Origin of the sequence: Streptomyces sp. NPDC093600 (genome assembly GCF_044764755.1) — a bacterium.
Classification (GTDB): Bacteria; Actinomycetota; Actinomycetes; order Streptomycetales; family Streptomycetaceae; genus Streptomyces.
In genome coordinates, this window is record NZ_JBIWIU010000015.1 from 46,624 (window position 1) to 67,830 (window position 21,207).

A 21,207-nucleotide genomic window follows, 5' to 3' on the forward strand; every position below is an offset into this window, starting at 1 on the left:
GAGGCCCAGTGAGAGAACACGAGCAGCTAGGACGAGTGTGGCAAACCCGAGTGCTTTTGGTGGCGGTGAAGAGCTGGAGCGGTTCGAAGCGATCTTGGCCAACTGGCGGACGTCACTCGTCGACCTGAGTGGCCGCAATCGGCTCCTCAACTTCAGGCACACCAAGGCGGCGACCCTGGAGATCGCGCATCCGTCGGCCGAGGAACTCATCGAGGGTCTGGAACGCGGCTGGGACTTCGCGCCGCTGCCCGACGAGGAGCCCGCCACCGAGGACTCTGAGGGGGGCCAGGCGCAAACACGCTTCGCCGAACGGCATGGTGCCGCGTACGGGATCGTCACCCAGAAGACGACGGGTCCAGCGCTCCTCCGTGCGCTGACAAGCCTGCGCAGCAAGTCCACCCAACTCTTCAACGACTACGGTCTGTGGACGCTCCAGTTGGGTGTCGGCATCCTCCGCTGGCGTGAGGACGGCGCGTCGACGAGCAGCGATGCGCCCCTCCTCCTTCTTCCCGTGCGTATCGAGCGACTGGCCAACGGACGTATCCGCCTGGTGGCCAACGACGACGAGGAACCGCGTCTCAACCCTGCGCTCAAGGTCAAGCTGGAGCAGTTCCACATCGACTGGTCGCCCGTCACGGAACAGGATCCGACGAACCTCGACGCCGTGATCGACGCGGTCAACACCGCGGTGGCGGGGAAATCGGGCTGGGAGGTTTCGAGGCGCGTGGTTCTGGCGCTCTTCGCCTCCCACAAGGAGTCGATGTACCAGGACCTGCTGGACAACGAGGCCCGTATCCTGAAGAGCGATCTCGTACGGGCAGTGGCGCTCGGCCCCAAGGCAGGACTGGCGTCGGACCGCTTCGACTTCGAAGAGATCGACGCCGACCGGATCGACGAGCTCAGTCCGCCGGAGGACAGCCCGCTCGTCCTCGATGCCGATGCGTCGCAGCGGCAGGCCGTCGCGGCCGCTGTCGCAGGGCGGTCCTTCGTGCTCGACGGCCCGCCAGGTACGGGCAAGAGCCAGACGATCACCAACATGATCGCCGGTCTGATGCACGCGGGACGCAGCGTGCTGTTCGTCAGTGAGAAGGCTGCCGCGCTCGACGTGGTGCTGGATCGGCTGAAATCCGTTGGTCTCGACTCGTACGCCCTTCCTCTTCACAGCCACAACACCAGCCGCCGAGCCGTCGCTCAGGAGCTGGGAAGGGCCCTGGAAGAGGAGCCGCGAGCCCCACGGCTCTCCCAGGAGGCGGTCGCCCGAGCCCGCGAGGCGCGCGAGGCCCTCAGCGCCTATGCCGAGGCGATGAACGAGATCAGCCAGCCACTCGGCCAGAGCCTGCACGATGTGATCGGCAGGGTCGGGCAGCTGTCCGAGGCGCACGTGGCCTTCCTGGCTTCGGATGCGGACGGCGGTGCCCGCAAGCAGAAGGTGTTCGACGCCGCAGCAATCAGCGGACAGGACCTGCACCTCGTCATCGAGGCGACGAAGGCCATTGCCGGTGCCTGGCAGGCGGTCGCCGATCCGTCTTTTCCCTGGCGTGACCTGAAGGCCGGAAGTCCCCATCCCCGCCCGGCGCTCGACCAGGCCATGGCCGCACGGGACGGGCTTGCCGCGGCGGTGGCGCACTACCAGGATCTCTTGCAAGACGGCGAGCCGATCGATGAGGAAGGTGGCGTCCGTCGGCTCATCGACCTCCTCGCGCTGATCGAGTCACGCCGCCCGGTGCCCGAGACATGGCTGACCAGTGCCGACTTCGCCGACACGGTGGAGAGCCCGGTCGACGACTTCGTCTCCGCTCTCAAGAAGGTGGTCAGAGCGCAGGCCACGGCCCGCTCCGTGGCAGGGGACCGCTGGGAGGAACTCTCACCGCGTCTCACTCCCGCGCCGAGCGAAGCCGAGCGCGCCCTGGCCGCTCTCTCTCCGGCCGGTATCGATCCCTCCGAACTGTCGGAGGAGCACGCGAACGAGCTGGCCCACGAGTTCGAGACGACCGCGGACAGTCTTGAGCGTACGCACCGCACCCTTGCCGAGGTTGCGCAGCAGCTGGGGCTGAACATCCCGGGCAGCGCCGCGGCAGCGGAAGATCTCTGCGACGTCGTCGCACTGGCGGGAGCCGACCACCGGCCCCTCGAGCAGTGGCTAGTGCCCGGGGGAGCATCCGAGGCGGACAGAGCGGCGGTCAACGTCGTCGCCGACGGTCTGCGCACGTTCTTCGCCCGACGTGACACGGTTCTGTCCGCACAGGCACACGCGATCGTAGAGGCCGGCCCTGGTTGGGCCTCGATTCCCGCCACGCTCGACACGCAACCACCGGCGTCCGAGCAGGACCTTGCCGGACTGGAGCCAGCCGGCCTGGACCTGAGCCCTCTGACACGTACGCAGGCCGCGGGGCTCTCCTCTTGGTTCGCGAGCCTGGGGGCGACCCTCGAATCCGCCGAGCGGCATGCCGCAGCCACGGCCAGGCTTCTCGGGCGTGACCGGCCGAGGAGCATGCAGGAGGCCGAAGAGCTGCTCGTCCTCGTGAAGCTGGCCACGGCCCCCCACCGGATGCTGGACACGTGGCTCGCCCCTGAGGTGATGTCTCAGGTGCGGGAAGCCTGCGGGGAGATCACCGACGCCGCGCGCCGGCTCGCTGAGGCCGAGCAGGCTGCGCAGGACGTCTTCAGGCCCGAGACCGCCGTCACCCCCGGACTGCCGGACTTGATAGGCCGCCTGTCCGAAGGCTCACGCGGAATTGGCGGCCTGCTGTCCAGCGCGGTACGCGCAGACCGCAAGGCACTCGGTGCGTTGACGATCGCGGGCTCGTGGCGCAACGAGCTGTACGCCCGGCTGCCGCACGCCCTGGCCTGGCATACGGCCCACGACCACCTGCGGGCTCTCACCCGTAGGCATGCCGTTCTTCTCGGACGCTACGCGGGGACGGAACTGCCCGACGTGCCTGCTCTGGAGGCGGCACTGGCGCACGCCGGTTCCGTGCACCGGCTCGCGCCGGACACGGTCCTGGACCCGCATCGTCGCGGCCTGATGGCCGCCCAGGTCGCGGACGGTCGTACTCCTGCCCCGGAACTGCTGGAGCACTGCGGGGCCCTGAGCGAGGATCTGGACACCTGGCGGCAGGATTTGGCACGTCCCCGCCTGGCGGCCGTCGCGGACGAGCTCGCCAAGTACTCTCTGTCCGACGCCGCCCGCTGGCTGCGCGCCCACCTGGATCCACTCGCTCGGGCCGTCGACGTCATCGACACGGTCACTTCCGTCGGCCGTCGCGACGACGGACCTGACTTCGCGTACACGCTCGCAGGTGCCCGGGCGGCGGTCGGCGCCGCACAGGAGAGCCGGCGAGAGACCGCCCGGTTCGCGTCCGAGGAGAACACTCACCGTCGTCTTTGCGGTTCCTGGTACCAGGGGCTGGACACCGATCCCGCCGAACTGCGTGCACTTTCTTTCGGTGCAGAGCAGGGGCCGAGCGGCATCCTCGAACTCCTGCACCGCGCCTGGACCATCCACGAATCCACCCCGGGCACCCGCGCCGACGAGGAGCAGCGCAGGCTGCTCGGTCGGTACGCACCCGACAGCGGCGTCGACACTGCCGCACTGCAGGACGCTCTGGAAGCCGCGCACACCGTTGAGCGGCTGGCGCCGGACACGCTCGCCGACCCCGCCCGACGGGCACGTCTTATCGGCTTCCTAGCGGACGAACGGCCCGTTCCGCACGCCGTTGTGCGACGGACGGAGACACAGCTCCGTACCGACCTGCGCGCCTGGCAGGAGTACGCCGGTCAGCCGCACCTGGCAGCCGCAGGCGCGCAGCTGCTGGCCGGCCCGTTGCACGACGCGGCGCGCTGGCTACGCGCCCACGTCGAACCCTTCGAGGACGCGGCCGACCTCCTCCGCTCTGTGGGGCGCGTCGCCGACGCCGACAGCGGGCTGTCCCTCTCACGGGCTCGCCAGGCAGTGACGGCGGTGGTCGACGCGCGGGCGGTCGTTGCGCGGTTCACCGAGGACGCCCCACGCCACGAGGAGCTGCTCGGTGACCTCTACCTGGGGGCGGCGACCGACAAGGGAGCTGTGCTCGACGCCCTGGACTGGGCCCAGCAGGTACGCCGGACAGCACATGGAGGCCACGGGGCCCCGCTGTCCGCCCCAGCAGCCCGGCTGATGCTGGATGCCCCCTCCGACACGTCCGTGGCCGACCGCCACGACGACTGGCAGCGCCAGCGGGACAACCTCGTCGCCCACTTTGACGTGCAACGCAGCCGTCTTCTGCAGCGCGAGCTCCGGGGGTCGCTGCCCGCTGCCGCGACCTGTCTGTCCCAGCTGGACAATGACCCCTTCGGCCCCGAGGCATGGACCACGTGCTCCGAGGCTCTCAAGCAGTTGCGACGGTACGGCCTGGACGGGCTGCCCTCCCAGCTCGCCCAGCGCGGCGTGTCCGCGGCCGACTTCCCCGCCTCTGTCGAACGCGCCGTCCTTACCGCCTGGATCGAGCGACGCCTCGGGCTCGACGCCCGGCTCAAGCCCATGCGCGCGGCGGACCGCGATCAGCTCGTCGAGCGATTCCGAGACGCGGATCGCGCCCTTGTGGAGGCTGCCCACGCTGAGGTCATCGCGGCATGTAATGCCCGCCGCCCGCGTAGAACCAATATCGGCCCCGCAGCTGAGTTGCGCCGCCAGTCGCAATTGAAACGCCGTCACAAGCCGGTACGGCAGCTGCTGGGTGAGACACGGGATGTCGTGCGACTCATCAAGCCCTGCTTCATGATGAGCCCTCTGACGGTCAGCCAGTTCCTGCCGCCGGACTTCCGCTTCGACGTCGTCATCTTCGATGAGGCGTCCCAGGTGCTGCCGCAGGATGCGGTGAACTCCGTCTACCGCGGCAGCGCGCTCATCGTGGCGGGCGACCAAAAGCAGCTCCCGCCGACCTCGTTCTTCAGCGCCGGCGGCGACGGCGACGACGATGACGAATGGGACGAGGAGGGCGCGGACAACTTCGAATCCGTGCTCGACGCCTGCAAGGCCAGCGGCGTGCTGCGTGGCCTGCCGCTGCGATGGCACTACCGGAGCCGCCACGAGAACCTCATCGCCTTCAGCAACAACGATTTCTACGACAACACCATGGTGACCTTCCCGGGTGCGTATGAGCAGAGCCCGGACCTCGGCGTCGAGTTCTTCAAGGCCGACGGTGTCTACGACCGGGGTGGTCGAAGCAACAACCCGGGCGAGGCGGCGGCAGTCGCACAGCGCGTGATCCACCACTTCGCCACCAGGCCGGGGCTCAGTCTGGGCGTGGTCGCCCTGTCCAAGGCACAGGCCGAGGCCATCGAGGAAGCCGTCCAGAAGGCACGAACCGCCCGACCCGACCTCGATCGCTTCTTCACCGAAGATCGTCTCGACGGCTTCTTCGTCAAAAACTTGGAAACCGTCCAGGGCGACGAGCGCGACGTCATCATCCTGTCCGTCGGCTACGGTCCGGACCACCGAGGCAAGCTGCTCTCGACATTCGGCCCCATCAACAGGGACGGTGGCTGGCGCCGTCTCAACGTCGCCGTGACCCGCGCCCGGCGACGTATGGAGGTCGTCGCCTCCTTCCATGGTTCCGAGCTGGCCGACAGTAGCAATAAGAGCGTCCAGCACCTGAAGCGCTACCTCCAGTACGCCGAGCACGGCCCCCACATCCTGGAGACGGCCGCGGCCGACCCGGACGCCGCGCCGGAGAGCCCGTTCGAGGAAGAAGTCCTGGGCGTCCTGCGCGACTGGGGCTACTCCGTACAGCCCCAGGTCGGCGTCGCCGGTTTCCGCATTGACATGGCGGTTCGGCACCCTGCCGCCCCAGGCAGCTACGCCCTCGGCATCGAATGCGACGGTGTCATGTACCACTCCTCGCGCGCGGCCCGCGACCGCGACCGGCTGCGGGAGGCCGTACTGCGCGACCTCGGCTGGAATCTGCACCGCATCTGGGGCACGGATTGGTACCGCAACCGCCGGGACGCGATGGCCCGCCTGCGCGCCGCGGTAGAGGAGGCGTGCGCGCGGGACCCGTTTCGGGTGAGACCGGAGGAGCTGGTCAGCGAGGAGGCTCCTGCAGAGGGATCTGCCGCGCCGGACACGACGGTGGACATGGGGCCGTCGGTGACGTTCGTGGCGGTGGACGACGGGCCCCCCGCGTGGAGCCGGGTGTATGAGGAGGTCGTCGACGTTCAACTGGTCAACCTGCGGGTCACGTCCGCCAAGCGTCGCGGCATGCGGGATGCGGAGCTGCAGGACCCGGACGCCGTGGGAGTCGTCGCCGACGTTGCCCTCTCCGTGATCAAGGCTGAGGGCCCGATGACGGAGGACCTGATCTTCACCCGGGTCCGTTCGGCCTGGGGCATCTCAAGGGCGGGCGCGGTGGTCCGCGACTCGGTTCGTCGAGCGCTGCGGAGGATCTCCTCCGCGGGCCAGATCGTGCGAGTCGGCGAGGCGTACGACGTTCCTGGCCGGGAGCTGGCCTTCGCTCGTACTCCGACAGCAACCGTGGCGCGCAAGGTCGGGCAGGTCCCGTCGGTCGAGCGGCGGCTCGTCGTGGGACATGTGGTCGAGGAAAGTCCGGGCGTCCACCGAGAGGAGCTGCTCCGCGAGGTCGCACGCTTCTTCGGATGGACACGGCTGGGTCCTGATATCAGGGATGCGCTCACGCGCGATGTGGACGAGCTCGTCGCGAAGGGGGCGGTCCGTGAAGCGGACGGTTTCCTGATGCCTGCGGATGGTGACTGACGAGTCACGAGTGGTGCCGCTCGGCGGGACTGCCGGCGAGCGGCCGTGGGTCGCTTCCATCACCCTCGTCGGCGAATCGAAGCTGCCCGCCGTCGAGCGGACACAGGCTTGCTAAACAGCTGTGCGGCGAGGACGAGCTCTACGACGTGCCGGCCGTCCTGACGGTGGGATACCGCCATGCGCAACCGTCCGTGAGCTGCTCGACACACACATCCCCGAGATCGACTCCGCCATCGCTGAGGCGGAGCCACCGATCGACTGCCCCAGAGGGAGACCTCAAGACGGTTATATGGAGACAGTCGCACATACCCACCTCGTAGACCTTGACAGTGATCTCCTCGTGGCAGTCGCTCGAGCGGCCAGCTGCATCGTCCGCAGAGCCAACAGTCCTCTCTACCAGTGGGTTCGCCACTACCAGGCTGCGGTAGATGCCGTACAAGAGCTGATCGATGAAGGGCACAAGGAGCTCGCCAAACAACACATCAACACCCTGCTGCAATCAGGCCAAGAGATGAGACGCCGTCTAGAGCCCTCCGAGCGGGAGGATGTGCCCATGTTCGCGTGATCCGATCGCGCGCACTGGGGGCGATCGCCCGCCACTCGATCGCCTGCCAGCCGCTCATCATGTGCGCCTCGGACCAGACTGACCCGTTCGCCACGAGCACGGACGGATAGGACCTGTCTGGCTGATCACCACCCGATACGACACGCGTGTCGACGTCTACCTCGGCACCCTCACCGCAGCGGCCCTGTCCATCTGGCTCCGTACGTGATCGGCTGGACAGGCTCTATGCAATGGAGGTCGGGCCAAGGCTGTCGACGACGGCGTCCAGGGCTGCCCGCCACGGGTACGTGGCGGGATTGCCCTGGCCCGGCTCATTCGGGATGAAACCGCCTTCGCCGTACAGCACCCGGACCCCAGCGCTCCGGAGGGCGTCGATCGAGCGCTCGAACTGCGGGTGCGCAACGTATGCCCGGTTCACGCACGGCATCATCGCCATGGGGATGCCCTTGCCGATGCCCTCGGCAACTACGCCGACGAGCCACTTGTCCGTGATCCCGAGCGCCCACTGGTTGATCGTGTTGAAGGTCGCCGGAGCGACGATGACGGCATCCGGCTTCGGCCACACGTCCGGCTGTCCGGGGAGGCGGTAGTCCCAGCGGACGGGGTGGCCGGTGAGGGCGGCGAGGCCGTCGAGGGAGTCGGCGAGCCAGCGGGCGGCCGTCGGGGTAAGACCGATGCATACGTCCCAGCCGTCGGCCTGCGCCTCCTCGATGACGCGTGCAACGTCGAAGACGGGCGGGGCCGCGCTACTGAACAGGTACAGGGTCGGAGTGGTCATGAGGGTATCCGATCACAGTCAGGCGGCCACCAACTTGGCGGCTCCCCTTGTGAATCCACCTGTCGCGGCATAGAGCAGCGCGTAGCGTTCCGGGTGACGGGTCAAAGACGGGAGGCAGGCATGCCGACGCGGGACGACGACCACACCGGTACGCGGATCAAGGAACAGCGGAGGCTGGCGGGGCTGACGCAGCGGGAGCTGTCCGACCGGATTCCGTACTCGTACAGCTGGCTCACCCAGGTCGAGTGCGGAGCCCGGCCGGCGTCCTCGGACTTCGTCGCGGCCGTCGCGCGGGCGCTGCGGATCGATGTCACGGTGCTGACGGGTCAGCCGTACGTGACGCAGATGCAGGAGGACCGGCTGGCGGAGCTGATCCGGCCGATCCGTGAGTCCCTAGACCTGTACGACCTCGGCGACGATCCCCAGGTCACCACACGCACGGCCGGCGAGCTCGTCACCGCCACCGAGGAATTGTGTGCCCATGTCCGCGCCACCCACCTGCATGCGGCGGCGGCAGCGCTTCCGGACGTCATTACGGAGCTGACCGTCCTGTGCTGGCGCTCGCCGACGACGGAGCTGTGGCGGGCCCTAGGTTCCGCCTACCGCACCGCGCACGACGTCACGGTGAAGCTGGGGTACTTCGATCTTGCCAGCGTCGCCCTCGACCGGCTCGGCTGGGCCGCGGAGCGGGCCTCGGACCCCTGCCTGGCGGCCATGCGGCAGTACTTCCGGGGGTTGGTCTACTTCCGCGAAGGGGAGTACGGCATCGGCCTGCGCCTGGTCGGCTCCGGCCACAGGCTGCTCGGCCCGGGCGACGCGACCCGCGAAGCCCTCACCGTCGCCGGCCAGCTTCACCTCGGCGGCTCCGTGCTTGCCGCGCGGGCCGAGGACGCTAGCGCGGCCGCCGACCACATCGCACGGGCCCGCGAGTACGCGGGGCGGGTCGGAGATGCCAGCAAGGTGCACTGGCTCAATTTCGGTCCGGTGAACGTGGCCTTGCACGAGATGACTGTGGCGATGGAGATGCGTCAGTATGACGAGGCGCTGCGGCAAGCCAAGGCGATCAAGCTGCCGGCCTCGATCGCGACGTCCCGCCGCGCGCACTTCTTCATCGACCGGGCCCGCGTCGAGATGGAACTGGGCAAAGCAGAGGCGTCGTTGAGGTCGCTCTGGGCGGCGCGGCGGGCTGCGCCGGAGCAGACCCGCTATCACCCTGGTGCCAGGGAGACGATCCGCGGGCTCGTTCACCTCTCCCGCCGGACGCCGGAGCCGTTGCGGAACATGGCGGGCTGGATCGGCATGTAGGGGCCGATGGGACTCTCGCTCAAGTGAAAGAGTTTCCAGGGTCCTCAGTGGCCACGATGGCGGCGTGAGCGATGACACGGACCTGACCGAGGAATTGTTGGATGGGCTGTCTCCCGAAGCAGTGGAGCAGGCCCGTGCGGCCATGGCGCGCCGCGAAGGACCCGCTGGTGTTGAGACCTGCGACTACTGCCGGTCCGTCAGCGCGACGATGTTCCAGGCGCTCGTGGACGGCAAGGGCTTCGAGGAGCAGGTGGAGGTGGCCTACTTCCACATCCACAACGCACACGTGGACCCGGACACCGAGGGGCCGGCGACCTGAGGCTCCGCCAGCTTGCGCCGACCGGACCCTGTCGGCGGCCCGCGCTCACGCACCAACCCCTCGTGGTCGAAACCGTCGCTGAGCAGGGTGACCCCGCCGCTTCCCGTGCATCGGCGGTGGGGTCACCCCGCCCCCGTTCTGTCACCGCTGCCCGCCGGACGCGGGCCATAGCTTTACCGTCTGCCGATCGAAGGAGGCTTCATGCCCGATTCACCGCACGCCTTACCCTCCGAGAGGATTGTCATTCTCGGCGCCGGCCCTTGTGGCCTGGCCTGTGCGGACGAGTTGAAGCGGCTGGGTCACCGTTCCTGGACGCTGCTGGAGGCTGCCCCTCTGCCCGGCGGACTTGCCTCGTCCGTGGTCGATCCGGCCGGCTTCACTTGGGACCTGGGCGGGCACGTGGTCTTCTCCCACTTCGGCGAGTTCGACCGGTTACTTGCCGAGCTGTTCACCCCCGACGAGCTGCTGCATCACGACCGGTCGTCCTACATCCGCTTCCGCAACCGGTGGGTGCCCTACCCCTTCCAGCAGTACCTCCACCGCCTCCCGGCCGAGGACGCCGAGGCATGTGTGCACGATCTTCTTCGCGCCTGCCAACGGCGCGAGGAGGGGATGACCGCGGGTATGGACTTCGCCACGTGGCTGCAGGCGATGTACGGATCGGGCCTGGTGGAGCGGTTCTTCGGCCCGTACAACTCCAAGGTCTGGGCGATGCCACCTGAGCAGATGGCCTCGTCCTGGGTCGCCGAACGTGTCGCCCCGGTCGATCCCGGTGAAATCCTGGCTGCCTTCTCGGGGACCGCCCCGCCGGCCCGCCGGTGGGGACCCAACGCCACCTTCGCCTTCCCCGCCCGCGGCGGCACCGGAGAGATCTGGCGCCGCCTGGCCGCACGGCTCGACGCGGGCCTGCGGACGTCAGTCCGCGCGGCCGCCGTCGACCCGGCCGCCCGCACTGTCACGCTCTCCGACGGCGAGCTCATCGGCTTCGACCACCTGGTGGCCACCGGTCCCCTTGACCAGCTCTCCGCCATCACGGCCGGCGCCCCGGACGCGGTGCGAGCGGCAGCCGGACGGCTGCGGCACACCACGGTGGCCATGGTCGGCCTCGGCTACGAGGCCCCGACCACCGACGAACGGTCCTGGTTGTACTTCCCCCAGCCTGAGGTGCCGTTCTACCGGGCCACGAACTTCAGCAAGTACGCGCCCGCCAACGTCCCCGGCGCCGACACAATGGCATTCAGCGCGTGGATGACCGAGACCTCCCTGCTGCCGGGGACCCGGCTGGACCATCACCGGCTCATACGCGACTGCGACCAGGCCCTGCGGCGACACGGCCTCGTGCCCGAGGACGCGCCGCTGGCCAGTACCCACCTGGAACTGATCGACTACGCCTACCCGATACCCACCCTCGACCGTGATGAGGTCCTGGACACAGTGGTGCCGTGGATGGAGTCCCAAGGGATCTACCCACGAGGCCGGTTCGGGACGTGGCGGTACGAGATCGGCAACATGGACCACGCGGTGAAGATGGGCATCGACATCGCCCGACGCCTGGTGCACGGCACCGCTGAAGAACTCCTCATTCAGGCACCCGACGCCATGGCGGCAACAGGGGGACGGAGGTGAGCGGCCGCAGCAACGGGACGGTCGCCTTCGCCGGGCACCGCTTCGACGTTCGCACCGACGAGACCTTCCACGCTGACCAAAGCATCCACCTGCAGAGCTTCTCCCCCGAGACCTCGCCGGCACCAATGTGCGGGCAGCTCACGCAGATACGCATCCACCACAGCGAAGACCTCTTTCGCGACCACGAGGCCCGCCTGGCCGATGCACAGTCGCTGGAGGTATTGCCGTTCCGCGACGAGCCGTACCTCGACTCACGGCTCGGGCAGGTCCGCTGGTGGAGGCCCGCCCCCGCCTCGCACCTGCCGGCAGACCACCTGTACGCCCGCGACGCGACGGGCCGGCTGCACATCGTGCTGCACCCAGGGACCGACCGCGGCGAGCGGTATGCCCTGCGGGTGATCCGCGAGGTCGTTCTGCGCTGCGCCGAACACCGCGGCTGGACCGCCTTCCACGCCGCAGCTGCCACGGTCGACAACCACGGGGTCCTGATCGTCGGCCCATCCGGGGCCGGCAAGACCACCCTGCTCACAGCCCTGGCCGCCCATCACCGCGCCGACCTCGTCGGGTCTGACCGCGTATTGGTCACCGAGTCGGCCGCGAAATTGGTCGGGGTACCGATCTCGGTCCGCATCGCCGGCGGCACCCTGTCCGCGCTGGCCCCGAACAGCAACCTGCAGCCGCACAGCGTGCTGCCGACCGACTTCGGCACGTCCCGCAAAGCCTCGTGCACCCCGCACGACTTCGCTGGCGCCTTCGCCGTCCGTGTGAGGGAAAGCGCCCCGCTGCGGCTCGTCGTGCTCCCGCGGCTCTATGACGACGACCGGGACATCAGCGTCGCTTTCCCTGGCGCGGCGGCGGCTCGCGCTGCGCTGGCCGCCGTGTGCTGCACCCCGTACGACGAGGACTGGTTGCACCCGTGGTTTGCCGACCGCACCCGTCCCGAGGGCGAACTGGCCCGGCAGGCCGCCGACGTCATGGACGACCTGGTCGCCCGGGTGCCGGTGATGCAGGTGACCGTCGGAGTGCACACCTCTCACCTGCTGGAACGGCTCGCTGACGCCGTCGCGAGGAGGCTTCCGTGATACCCAAGCGCATCGCGCTGGTCGGCCCGGTGGCCTCCGGGAAGTCCACCCTCGCCGCCGCCATCGCGGCCCACACCGGCCTGCCCCACCTCGACCTGGACGAGCTGTTCTGGGGACCGAGGTGGACCCCTGTCGGCCCGGAGCTCTTCCACTCCCGCGTCCGCGAAGCCCTGGCCTCGGACCTTTGGATCGCCGACGGCAACTACGGCGGCGAAGTCGGCGAGAGGTTGCTGGCCCGCGCCGAACTCGTGATCTGGCTCGACCTGCCGCTGAGGGTCTGTCTGCCCCGGCTGATCCGTCGCTCGCTCCGGCGGGCCGGCACCCGGCAGGAGCTGTTTGCCGGGAATAGGGAGACCTTCAGCCATCTGTTGGCCCGCGACTCGATCCTATGGTGGGGCCCGGCCCACCACGGCCGGCACCGCCGTCGCTGGGCCGAACGTCTCCACCCGGACCAGGCCGACGGCCAGCCCGTCGTCCACCTCAACCGTCCCCGCGCCATCACCGGCCGACTGCGGTCTCTCGGTCTTCTCGCCCCGAAGGAGGTGTGAGCCACCGTGATCGCCTCCGTCGTACGCGTCCCCTGGCACACCGCCCACGGCGGCTACGACCGCCTTCTCGACCATCTCCCCGAAGTCCGCCGCATCACCCCACCCGCCGGCCCGCTCGCCACCAGGGCGGCCGGTCAGGCACACCGCCTGCTCGCCCGAAGCTGCCCGCTGCCCTTCTACCCGGTCGAGCACTGCGCCACCGACCTGTACCTGCTGGCCTCTCGCTCGGCCGCTCACGTGCTGTACGGGGACGAGCAATACTGGTTCTCCCGCCGCCGCCTCGGCCCAACCGCCGTCACCTATCACCAGCCGCCCGCACACCTCCAGCAGCACCTGCCGGCCCGCACGTGGCGAAAGCTCGCGCCGACTGCCGAACGCATCGTCGTCCTCGACCCGCACCAGCAGACGTTCTTCGCCGACCTGGTGCCCGCCGACCGCGTACACCTGATACCCCACGGGATCGACACCACTGCCTTCACTCCGGCGCCCGCACCGCCCTCGTCGGACCGACCGCTGGTGCTGACCGTCGGCTGGTGGCTGCGGGACTGGACCGTCCTGGACGCGGTCCACGAGCGGCTGCACCGCCGCTATGGCGACGGCGTCGAGCTGGTCGTCGTCACCCGCCAGGCCCATACCCGGGCCTGGCACCCGGCCGCTCGCGTGCTCGAAGGCGTCGCCGAGCAGACCCTGGTCACGCTGTACCGGCAGGCAGCCGTGATGCTGCTGCCGCTACTCGACGCGACCGCCAACAACGCGCTCCTGGAGGCGATGGCTTGCGGCGCGCCGGTCGTCGCCACCGACGTCGGCGGCATCAGCCACTACACGGGAGAGGCAGCCCAGCTCCCCCCGCCGGGCGACATCGTCGCTGCGACGGAGGCGGTGGAGAAAGTCCTCACCGAGACTGGCACCGCCGCGCACGCCGCCAGGCGGGCCTCCGCCCGGGAACGGGCGGAACGGTTCGCCTGGCCCCTCGTCGCCGACCAAATGCGCAGCGTCTACCAACTGATGGAGGAAGCACGGTGACCGCGGCCGAGATGTGGCTGCAGGCCACCGTGCCCGTCCTGCTGACACTGCTACTGGCCCGCGCGCTTTGGGCCTTGATCGCGGTCGAGGTATGCGCGAAGTGGCTCCTCGCCTCCGCCGGCAGCACACCCACTGGGACGCAGGTGGGGAAGGACACGGTGCCGTGGCTGGTGGTGCTACTGCCGATGCTGCGCGAGCAAACCATCGCGGAGGAGACGGTGACCGCGTTCAGGGCACTGGACTACCCGCGCGACCGCGCCGCCGTCGTGGTCATCACCACCGAACGCGAAGTCTCCGCACGCGCCGGACATCGCGACCGGCTGGCGGCCCTGGCAGCTCACGCCCCTCTGGAGGAAGGGCAATTGCGGGGCCTATTCCCGGTCGACCGCTGTCGCAAGGTTGCCGAGACGGTCAACGCCGAGCGACCAGCCGACCGGCTACAGGTGCTGACCGAACTGTTCGACACCGAGCCGACCACCGCCGACATCGTGACGGCCCTCGCCGCCCGCCTGCCGGACAGAGGGCTGCCGCTGGTGCACCTCCACCAGCCCGATGTCGGCGGACGCAAGGCCGGACAGCTCAACTTCGCCCTCGACCGCCTGGAGCGGGTTATCGGCCCGCTCGGGTGGAGGGAGGACGAGCACGCTGACGACACGTATGCAGTGGTCTACGACGCCGACGCGGCCCCCGACCGCCGCACCCTTCAGGCGTTCGCCACCGAGGCCACCGCGCACCGGACCCGCACCCGGCACGCCCCGGCCCTCATCCAGCAGCAGCGGCTGCCGCTGCTGGCCCGCCGCCCCTTTCCGGTCGGCCCGGTAGGTCTGCTGCTGGAGGGGGAATGGGCCTACCAGCTGCGGCGCTCCCTCGGCATCGAACTCGCCCGCGTCCGCCTCCACCGCTTCCTGGCCGCCTCACGTCTGCCGGAGGCGGTACGGATGTGGCTGCGGCCCATGGTGTACGCGGTGGGCTGCGGCATGGCCGTCCATCTCCCTGCTGTCCAAGCGCTCGGCGGCTTCCCCGAACCGATGGAAGACCTCGGTACCGGGCACCGGCTGTCCCTGCTCGGCGCCCACCTCACCGCTTCCACCGTCGCCGTCCTCGACGAGCCCTACACCGAACCCTCCGGACTGGCCAACCTCCACGCGCTGGCCTTCACCGCCTCCGCCCGCCCGGACCGCCACGCTGCCGCCGTCGCGCACCTTCCCTCCGCCCTCTCCCGCCCAGCCAGGGTGGTCCTGGTGGTCCGGGAGTGGGCGGACGAGGCCGCCTGGCTGCTCGGTGCCCCGCTGACGGCGGCGGCCGTCCTGTCCGCCTGGTGGGCCGGGCCCGTCTGGACGGCAGTCGCGGCGGCCGGCGTGCTGCTGCACGGCCCCGTGGCCACCGCCCGGCTACTGGCCCTCGCCCCGGCCCTGCACGCGGCCGTCATCCCACCGCCCGGTCTCGCCGCCCTGCCCCGGACGTCCCCGGCACACCTTGCATCGCTGGTGGCAGCCAGCCCGTTCCAGCCATTCGTACGACTGGCCGGACCCTGGCAGCTGATCTTCGCGAAGGCGGCCGGACGCCACCGCGGTTTCGGCAAGACTGAACGCTGACAACCCTCCCTACCCACCACCGAAGCAGAGTTGGAGCCCACTCGTGGCCGAGCCTGTCACGCCCACCATCCGCACCTCCGCCAAAGCCGTCGTCGTCCACGATGGTCAGGTCCTGCTCCAACGAGCCAACTGGGAGGGCCAGGACTGCTACTTCCTGCCCGGCGGCGGCCAGAACCCCGGCGAACCCCTCAACCAGACCGCCCGCCGCGAGGTCCACGAGGAAACCGGCCTGACCGTCACCGTGGACAAGCTTCTGTGGCTGCGCGAGTACATCGGCGCCAACCATGACCACGCCGACACCGAGGCCGGCACCCACCGCATCGAAGCGATCTTCCACTGCACCCCCGAAGGCGACCCCGGCCGCCTCGGCGGACACGCCGAAGATGACGTGCAGACCGGTCTGGAATGGGTGGAACTGGAGAAGGTTCCCGGTCTGAACCTGCTGCCCCATGCCCTCCGGCAGCCGATCGCCGCCCTCGCCACGGGCCAGCCCTCATCCGGCTATCTCGGCGACGTTGCCTGAACCCGTGGCGGCGATAGACGGCAGGGTCCCTGACGGTGCCCGAGAGATCACGACCGGACAGGCCAACCGCGTCTGGTACGTCGACGGCCCAGTGCCGTATGTACTCAAGCACTACGGCGACCCGAACCGCGCCGCCAACGAGGCTGCCGCTCTGGCCCTCCTCGCCATGCACGGTGCCCCGGCTCCCGAGCTCCTCGGGTCCGGTCCCGGGGGCAGTCCGGCGTGGACCGCGCAGACCGCGGTCCACGCTGAGCCCGTCCCCGCCAGCCAGCTCCTTCACGAGCTGGTCGGCCCCCTCGCCGCCGTCCATCGCATCACGGGCCCCCATACCGGTCGGCTCGCCGGAGCCCGGCAGTACCGCACCTGGCGCCGCTACCTACACGGCCGTCTCGATATGTACACGACTGCCGCACCCGACCTCGCGCCCGCCGCGGCGGCCCTCCGCCGCCAACTCGACACGACGAACCTGGACATCGAGCCCAGACTGCTGCACCACGACCTGCAGCCGGGTCACCTCGTCAGGCCCGCGGCTGGCGGGTCACTGCTACTGGACTGGGAACTCGCCGCCTTCGGCGACCCGCTGTCCGACCTCGCCCGCCTCGCCGTCCGTCTCGACCTGACCAACCCCACCGATGTGCTTCAGGTCGCCCGCCAGCCCGCTCCGGACGCCGTCCGCAGAGTCCAGGTGTACTGGCGCATTCATCAGCTCGCCGACGCAGCCCTCAGCACCGATCCGGTCGTACGGCAACGCGGTCGGGCTCGCCTGGGGCGAGAGCTGCACCCACTCTTTCCCTCGTGAACCACGGTCTGTCGCAGGCCCCGCGCTGTCATCGCCGCTATGAGCGGGCAAACGCCTCCGCCCTGTCCACGTGGAACAGGCCGGAAGTCGTTCATGCGGCAACGATCAAGGGAGTGTCCAGGCGCTCCCAGGCACCGAGGACCGCCTTGTGCGCGTCCGGTTGCAGGTGTGCGTAGCGCTGTGTGGTCTGGAAGCTCTCGTGGCCAAGGAGGTGCTGGACCTCGTAGAGAGAGACGCCCTTCTGGACCAGCCACGAGGCACAGGTATGACGCATGGAGTGCGGCGGGTAGTGCGGGACGAGCTGCTGCTCGCCGTCGCCGTCGAAGTAGTAGGCTCCTTCGACGGCTGGCCACCAGATCTGCCGACGCCAATTGCCGTCGTCGAGGAGCCGTCCGGCCCGGCCCTTGGTGATGGTGGTGAACACCACGGCATCACGGTCGAGCCCATGGATGTGCCGTTCAAGCGCCTCCAGGACGTGGGGCGGCAGCGGAACCTCCCGGCGGCTTTTGGAGCTCTTCGGGTACTCCTTGATACCGCTCTTGGTGTTGACCTCCACCACGAAAAGTCGCGAGCGACGCTGATCGATACGATGCCGGTGAAGGCCCGACAGCTCGCCCCAACGCAACCCGGTGTAGAACCCGAGCAGGCACATCGTCCGCCACGCGGCGGGCAGTTCGTCCAGGACGCTCTGTGCCTGATCGAGCGTGAACCACTGCGGCGGCTTTACGGCGACTCGAGGCAAGTCGATACTGCGGCACGGGGTCACCGCAATCACGTCGTCGTCGACAGCCGCACGCATGATGGAGGACGTCAGGTTGTAGGCCCGCTTGATCGCTGCGGCGCCGGCGCCCTTCTCGATCAGGGCACGGATCCAGCTCTGGATGTCCATGCGGGTGATGGCCCGCATCTCCCAGTCCGCCCAATAGGGCATGACGTGGTTGTTGATGCTGGATGCGTCGCCCCGCAGGGTGTGCGGCTCGACCACACGGGCGCCCCACCATCGGTCGTGCCACTCTCGGAATGCTATTTCTCCGGCTCGCGGGTCACGAACACTTCCGCGAGCGAACTGGGTCTCCAATTCGACACCCCAGGCACGCGCCTGGGCCTTGAGGGGGAATGACTCGCTGAACCGGTCTCCTGCCCGGTTCCGCACGGTGGCCTGCCATTTACCGGACTTCAGCTTGCGCAGGTACGCGGTACTACTCCTTCATCGATGACGGTTATGGCCGGGCTGACAGCAAGTGGTCAGCGACGAGTGCGCAGGGAAGCGACCGACCTGCTCGCAATGAACTCCTCCAGTCCCGCAGCGGGGACACGGACGCGGGAGCGGCCGGCTCCGGTGCGCAGGTCGACGATCGGTAGTTCCCCGGCCGCAATGAAGCGGTAGACGGTTCGTCGGTCAACGTCCAAGGCCGCAGCGACAGCGGGTACGGACAGCAAACGGGCAGGCATGGGTGAGTCCTTGAGAACGGGAACGGGAAGAGCGGCAGGAATGCCGGTTCAGCCGTCCTGCGAGGAGGGCAATGAAATTGCCGCCTCTCGACGGAGGGCGCTTGGCGCTCTTCATTACAGAAGGCCGCAGGCCAGTGCCGCTCCTGTTCTCCTCTCAGATGCGCGGCCGGCCTCTGTTCGCGACGGCTCCACCGCCAAGTGCAGCCAGAAGCGAACACCCTCAATGGTGGCCAGGATCGCCGGTTTGGCTAACCGGCGATCCTGGTCTATGTTGCGCCCGCAGCAATCAAGGAGCTGACCACTGACTGCTGCCCCTCATGACGCCAACCGGTACACCCTCGCGCGCCCCGTGGTCTCGAGGTCCTCGACCAACAGCTTCGCGTCGCAGAGGTACTGGAGCCGCGCCGATACAACACGATCCGCGTCGCCGACCTGAGCTGCGATGTCTCGACTCGCCGATCCTGGATTCCTACCGACATAGGCGAGAATCAAGCAATCAAGGCGATAGCCACGCTGCACCAAGCCTTCTCCAAATAGACCAGCTGCGCATACGCATAAGCAGATACCTGACGAGACCGCCCCATAGTCCGATTGGGTGTGCGCAGTCCAAGCGTTGAGCGCCCCTAGGGAGAAAAGGGCGGAAGCGGTATGCCGCACAGATCTGAGTGAGCGCGTCGACAGGAGGGGCTCCTCACCTTTCACCCGGTGGGCCATGTGCTGGCCGTGTGCTTCCGGGGTGTTGTACGTTGACATATCCCCGGAGAGGGATCCAGTCTTTCGATGTACTTTCTCGTCTGCCGTCGGCGAATGCCGAATCCCGTAAGACTGGACGGCAGATCAGTTTGGGGAACTCGCCAGCACGTCCGCTGGGGTGCCATGGATGGGCCCAGGCGGTCACGACGCGGCCGTAGGCGTCACAGCAGACGTCCCGCTCGATGCCCGTCACCGCGCTGACTGCCGAGGCCCCCAGCCGAGATGCGCACCGACGACCTCGCGTTCGGGCACGCCAGCGGGAATGGCTGGCTACCCGCTCGATCTCGCTGATCTTCGCGCACATCGCGGAATCGGACAGCCAACGCTGGATGACGATCTCGTTCAGGGAGACCGCGGCGAAAAGGGGTGCATTCGATACGCTAAAGGATGTTCCAGAGGAGCTGACCATCCCGCCTTCTGAGCCCGTCGACCCGCCGATGGATCTCGCTCAAGGATGCGGGAGCGTACTTAACCTTGCGTGCATTAGTGGTGATCATGCGCAGCTCCCGAATATCCCGCAAGACTGGATAGCTAGGGCATTTCGTGATGTCCCACCCGTAGGCGGCCGTGAACCGAGAGCAGTCAGTGTCCCGCTCCTGTAGAGCAGGAATCGACGCTCCGGGAACGCGAAGGCATCATCCGCCGTATCCCCTCCGAACTGCTCGAACGCCTTCGCCGCGTAACGCAGTGCGGCTTCGGCTTCCTCAACGGCACCCAGCTTGGCCAGGGCTCGGGCTTCTGCTGCTGCCGCAAAGGCGTGTGTGGCGCTTACGCTGGTCCGCGCTCTGCTGATGACCCTGGCCTCCCGGCAGAGGTTCACCGCGTTGGCTCCCGGGCCGTAGTAGAAGGGCAGCATCGCGGCCTGGGCCCTGACTCTCGCTCGAAGCTCGGAGTTGCCGCTGTCGTCGGCGGCTGTACGCGCTGTGGCGTACCAGGATCGCGAGCGCGGAAGGTCACCGAGCTTCATGAGCGCATCGGCCATCAGGGTGGAGAGCATCGCTGTCAGCTCAGAGAGCCGGACTTGGACGGCAGCCGGCTGTCTGCATGCGGCCAGTTCCTCGACCTCGGCAAGCAGGTCCAAGAGACGACTGAGCATCACCGCCGGTGGGGTGGAGATGTACTCCTGGCTGGCCCAAAGGACCATCTCGTCGATGTGGTCAAGCTGGCTGGAGTTAACGGTGGAGGATGCAAGGGTGCGGTCCAGCGCACGACGAACTGCGTCGACCCTGTGTGAGAGGGGGTCGGCAGCCGTCGGGATCCGCTCACCAACGGCAGATAGCGATACGGCCTCGGTAGGGCGCCCGTGTGTCCGAAGGACGACTCCGGCGACCACTGCCGTCTCGTCCAACCCCAGCTCATCAGGCGAGCAGCCGTAGAAGGAGGCGAGGACAAGCACGGTGTGGCGAACTGGGTGATGTCCTCCCGTCTCCCAGAGTCGCAACTGTTCCACGGTGATCCGAGGAGCCTTGTCCACGCCAGCGACGAACTCCTGGATCTGACCCACTGCCTCGGCGAGGGTGAGCCCCCTGGCCAGGCGCTGAGCTCGCAAGTGAGAGACGGAGCAGTGCGAATGAATCGCGCGGGCGATCTCGCTGTGTGAGCGGCCGCGCTCAACGCCGTCAACACGTAACCGCTTTGCGCAAGACGGACCGTGAGACTCAGGACCACGTCGCATGAAGTCGATTCCCTTCGAACTCGGCCACAAGCGTAGTGACACGTTGTCCGATCCGCGTCAAGAAAACGTGACTCCCTCGGGCCGGATCCCAGAAATGCGCGAACTGTCTGGCGACCACGTCAGGTTTACGTCAACCGTCACGGTTGCCGCTCCTGGTCCAAGGGGACAACTCTTGCCCTCCGCGGAGCTCCGAGAGAACACAAGCCGCTCGCTGGCCACGACACCTGACGGTCCGGCCCGTGAGCCCGCGGGTGCCGCTGCCCCGCTCCATACAGGGGCCGGCGGCACCGCCATCCAGGATTGGGGGTGCACTCAGTGACGACTCGGAAGACCGGGCGATTTCTCACGGACCTGGCACTCGATGTCGAGGCAGCGCGGGCGACGATCCAGCTCGAACTCAGAACACGCCGTGC

The 21,207-nt window shown here is 68.5% G+C and carries 14 protein-coding genes; 10 read left to right on the forward strand and 4 right to left on the reverse strand.

Going from position 1 to position 21,207, the window contains the following annotated elements; translation table 11 throughout:
* The first annotated feature begins 37 nt into the window (after positions 1-37).
* Complete coding sequence (locus ACIRB4_RS28325) at positions 38-6,751, forward strand: DUF3320 domain-containing protein (RefSeq protein ID WP_403295055.1); 6,714 nt, start codon at positions 38-40, stop codon at positions 6,749-6,751.
* 788 nt (positions 6,752-7,539) lie between these two features.
* Here ACIRB4_RS28325 and ACIRB4_RS28330 read toward each other — a convergent pair.
* Positions 7,540-8,094, reverse strand: a complete 555-nt coding sequence (locus ACIRB4_RS28330; RefSeq protein ID WP_403295057.1) for a flavoprotein — start codon at positions 8,092-8,094, stop codon at positions 7,540-7,542.
* A gap of 120 nt (positions 8,095-8,214) precedes the next feature.
* Here ACIRB4_RS28330 and ACIRB4_RS28335 point away from each other — a divergent pair, with 120 nt between their 5' ends.
* From ACIRB4_RS28335 to ACIRB4_RS28375, 9 genes are all read left to right on the forward strand, one after another.
* Complete coding sequence (locus ACIRB4_RS28335) at positions 8,215-9,399, forward strand: helix-turn-helix domain-containing protein (protein WP_403295059.1); 1,185 nt, start codon at positions 8,215-8,217, stop codon at positions 9,397-9,399.
* Positions 9,400-9,463: 64 nt separating this feature from the next.
* Positions 9,464-9,718: a hypothetical protein gene (locus ACIRB4_RS28340; protein ID WP_403295060.1), complete on the forward strand. Its 255-nt coding sequence runs from the start codon at positions 9,464-9,466 to the stop codon at positions 9,716-9,718.
* Between the two features lie 201 nt (positions 9,719-9,919).
* A complete protein-coding gene (locus ACIRB4_RS28345) occupies positions 9,920-11,344 on the forward strand; it encodes a protoporphyrinogen/coproporphyrinogen oxidase (protein ID WP_403295061.1) in 1,425 nt (474 codons plus the stop codon).
* On the forward strand, positions 11,341-12,426 hold the full coding sequence (locus ACIRB4_RS28350; RefSeq protein WP_403295063.1) for an ATP-binding protein: 1,086 nt from the start codon (positions 11,341-11,343) through the stop codon (positions 12,424-12,426). Before ACIRB4_RS28345 ends, ACIRB4_RS28350 begins: the two co-directional genes overlap by 4 nt.
* On the forward strand, positions 12,423-12,974 hold the full coding sequence (locus tag ACIRB4_RS28355; RefSeq protein WP_403295064.1) for a hypothetical protein: 552 nt from the start codon (positions 12,423-12,425) through the stop codon (positions 12,972-12,974). The genes ACIRB4_RS28350 and ACIRB4_RS28355 overlap by 4 nt, the downstream gene beginning before the upstream one ends.
* A gap of 6 nt (positions 12,975-12,980) precedes the next feature.
* On the forward strand, positions 12,981-13,997 hold the full coding sequence (locus tag ACIRB4_RS28360) for a glycosyltransferase family 4 protein (RefSeq protein ID WP_403295065.1): 1,017 nt from the start codon (positions 12,981-12,983) through the stop codon (positions 13,995-13,997).
* Positions 13,994-15,592, forward strand: a complete 1,599-nt coding sequence (locus tag ACIRB4_RS28365) for a hypothetical protein (RefSeq protein WP_403295067.1) — start codon at positions 13,994-13,996, stop codon at positions 15,590-15,592. The genes ACIRB4_RS28360 and ACIRB4_RS28365 overlap by 4 nt, the downstream gene beginning before the upstream one ends.
* Before the next feature lie 43 nt (positions 15,593-15,635).
* A complete protein-coding gene (locus ACIRB4_RS28370) occupies positions 15,636-16,115 on the forward strand; it encodes an NUDIX domain-containing protein (protein WP_391822792.1) in 480 nt (159 codons plus the stop codon).
* Positions 16,116-16,119: 4 nt separating this feature from the next.
* Entirely contained in the window at positions 16,120-16,914 is a 795-nt protein-coding gene (locus tag ACIRB4_RS28375) for a phosphotransferase family protein (protein WP_403295068.1), read from the forward strand.
* A gap of 91 nt (positions 16,915-17,005) precedes the next feature.
* On the opposite strand, the gene ACIRB4_RS28380 is transcribed toward ACIRB4_RS28375, so the two are convergent.
* The 3 genes from ACIRB4_RS28380 to ACIRB4_RS28390 form a co-directional block, all read right to left on the reverse strand.
* On the reverse strand, positions 17,006-18,067 hold the full coding sequence (locus ACIRB4_RS28380) for a tyrosine-type recombinase/integrase (protein WP_403295070.1): 1,062 nt from the start codon (positions 18,065-18,067) through the stop codon (positions 17,006-17,008).
* Between the two features lie 92 nt (positions 18,068-18,159).
* Positions 18,160-18,366: a helix-turn-helix domain-containing protein gene (locus ACIRB4_RS28385; RefSeq protein WP_403295072.1), complete on the reverse strand. Its 207-nt coding sequence runs from the start codon at positions 18,364-18,366 to the stop codon at positions 18,160-18,162.
* 1,246 nt (positions 18,367-19,612) lie between these two features.
* The gene (locus tag ACIRB4_RS28390) at positions 19,613-20,623 is read right to left on the reverse strand and encodes an XRE family transcriptional regulator (RefSeq protein ID WP_403295073.1); all 1,011 of its coding nucleotides are present in this window, start codon (positions 20,621-20,623) and stop codon (positions 19,613-19,615) included.
* Between the last annotated feature and the right edge of the window lie 584 nt (positions 20,624-21,207).

Coding starts and splice junctions, on each gene's coding strand:
- ACIRB4_RS28385 (WP_403295072.1), bottom strand. CDS start 18,366: ATGCCTGCCCGTTTGCTGTCCGTACCCGCTGTCGCTGCGGCCTTGGAC.
- ACIRB4_RS28335 (WP_403295059.1), top strand. CDS start 8,215: ATGCCGACGCGGGACGACGACCACACCGGTACGCGGATCAAGGAACAG.
- ACIRB4_RS28345 (WP_403295061.1), top strand. CDS start 9,920: ATGCCCGATTCACCGCACGCCTTACCCTCCGAGAGGATTGTCATTCTC.
- ACIRB4_RS28330 (WP_403295057.1), bottom strand. CDS start 8,094: ATGACCACTCCGACCCTGTACCTGTTCAGTAGCGCGGCCCCGCCCGTC.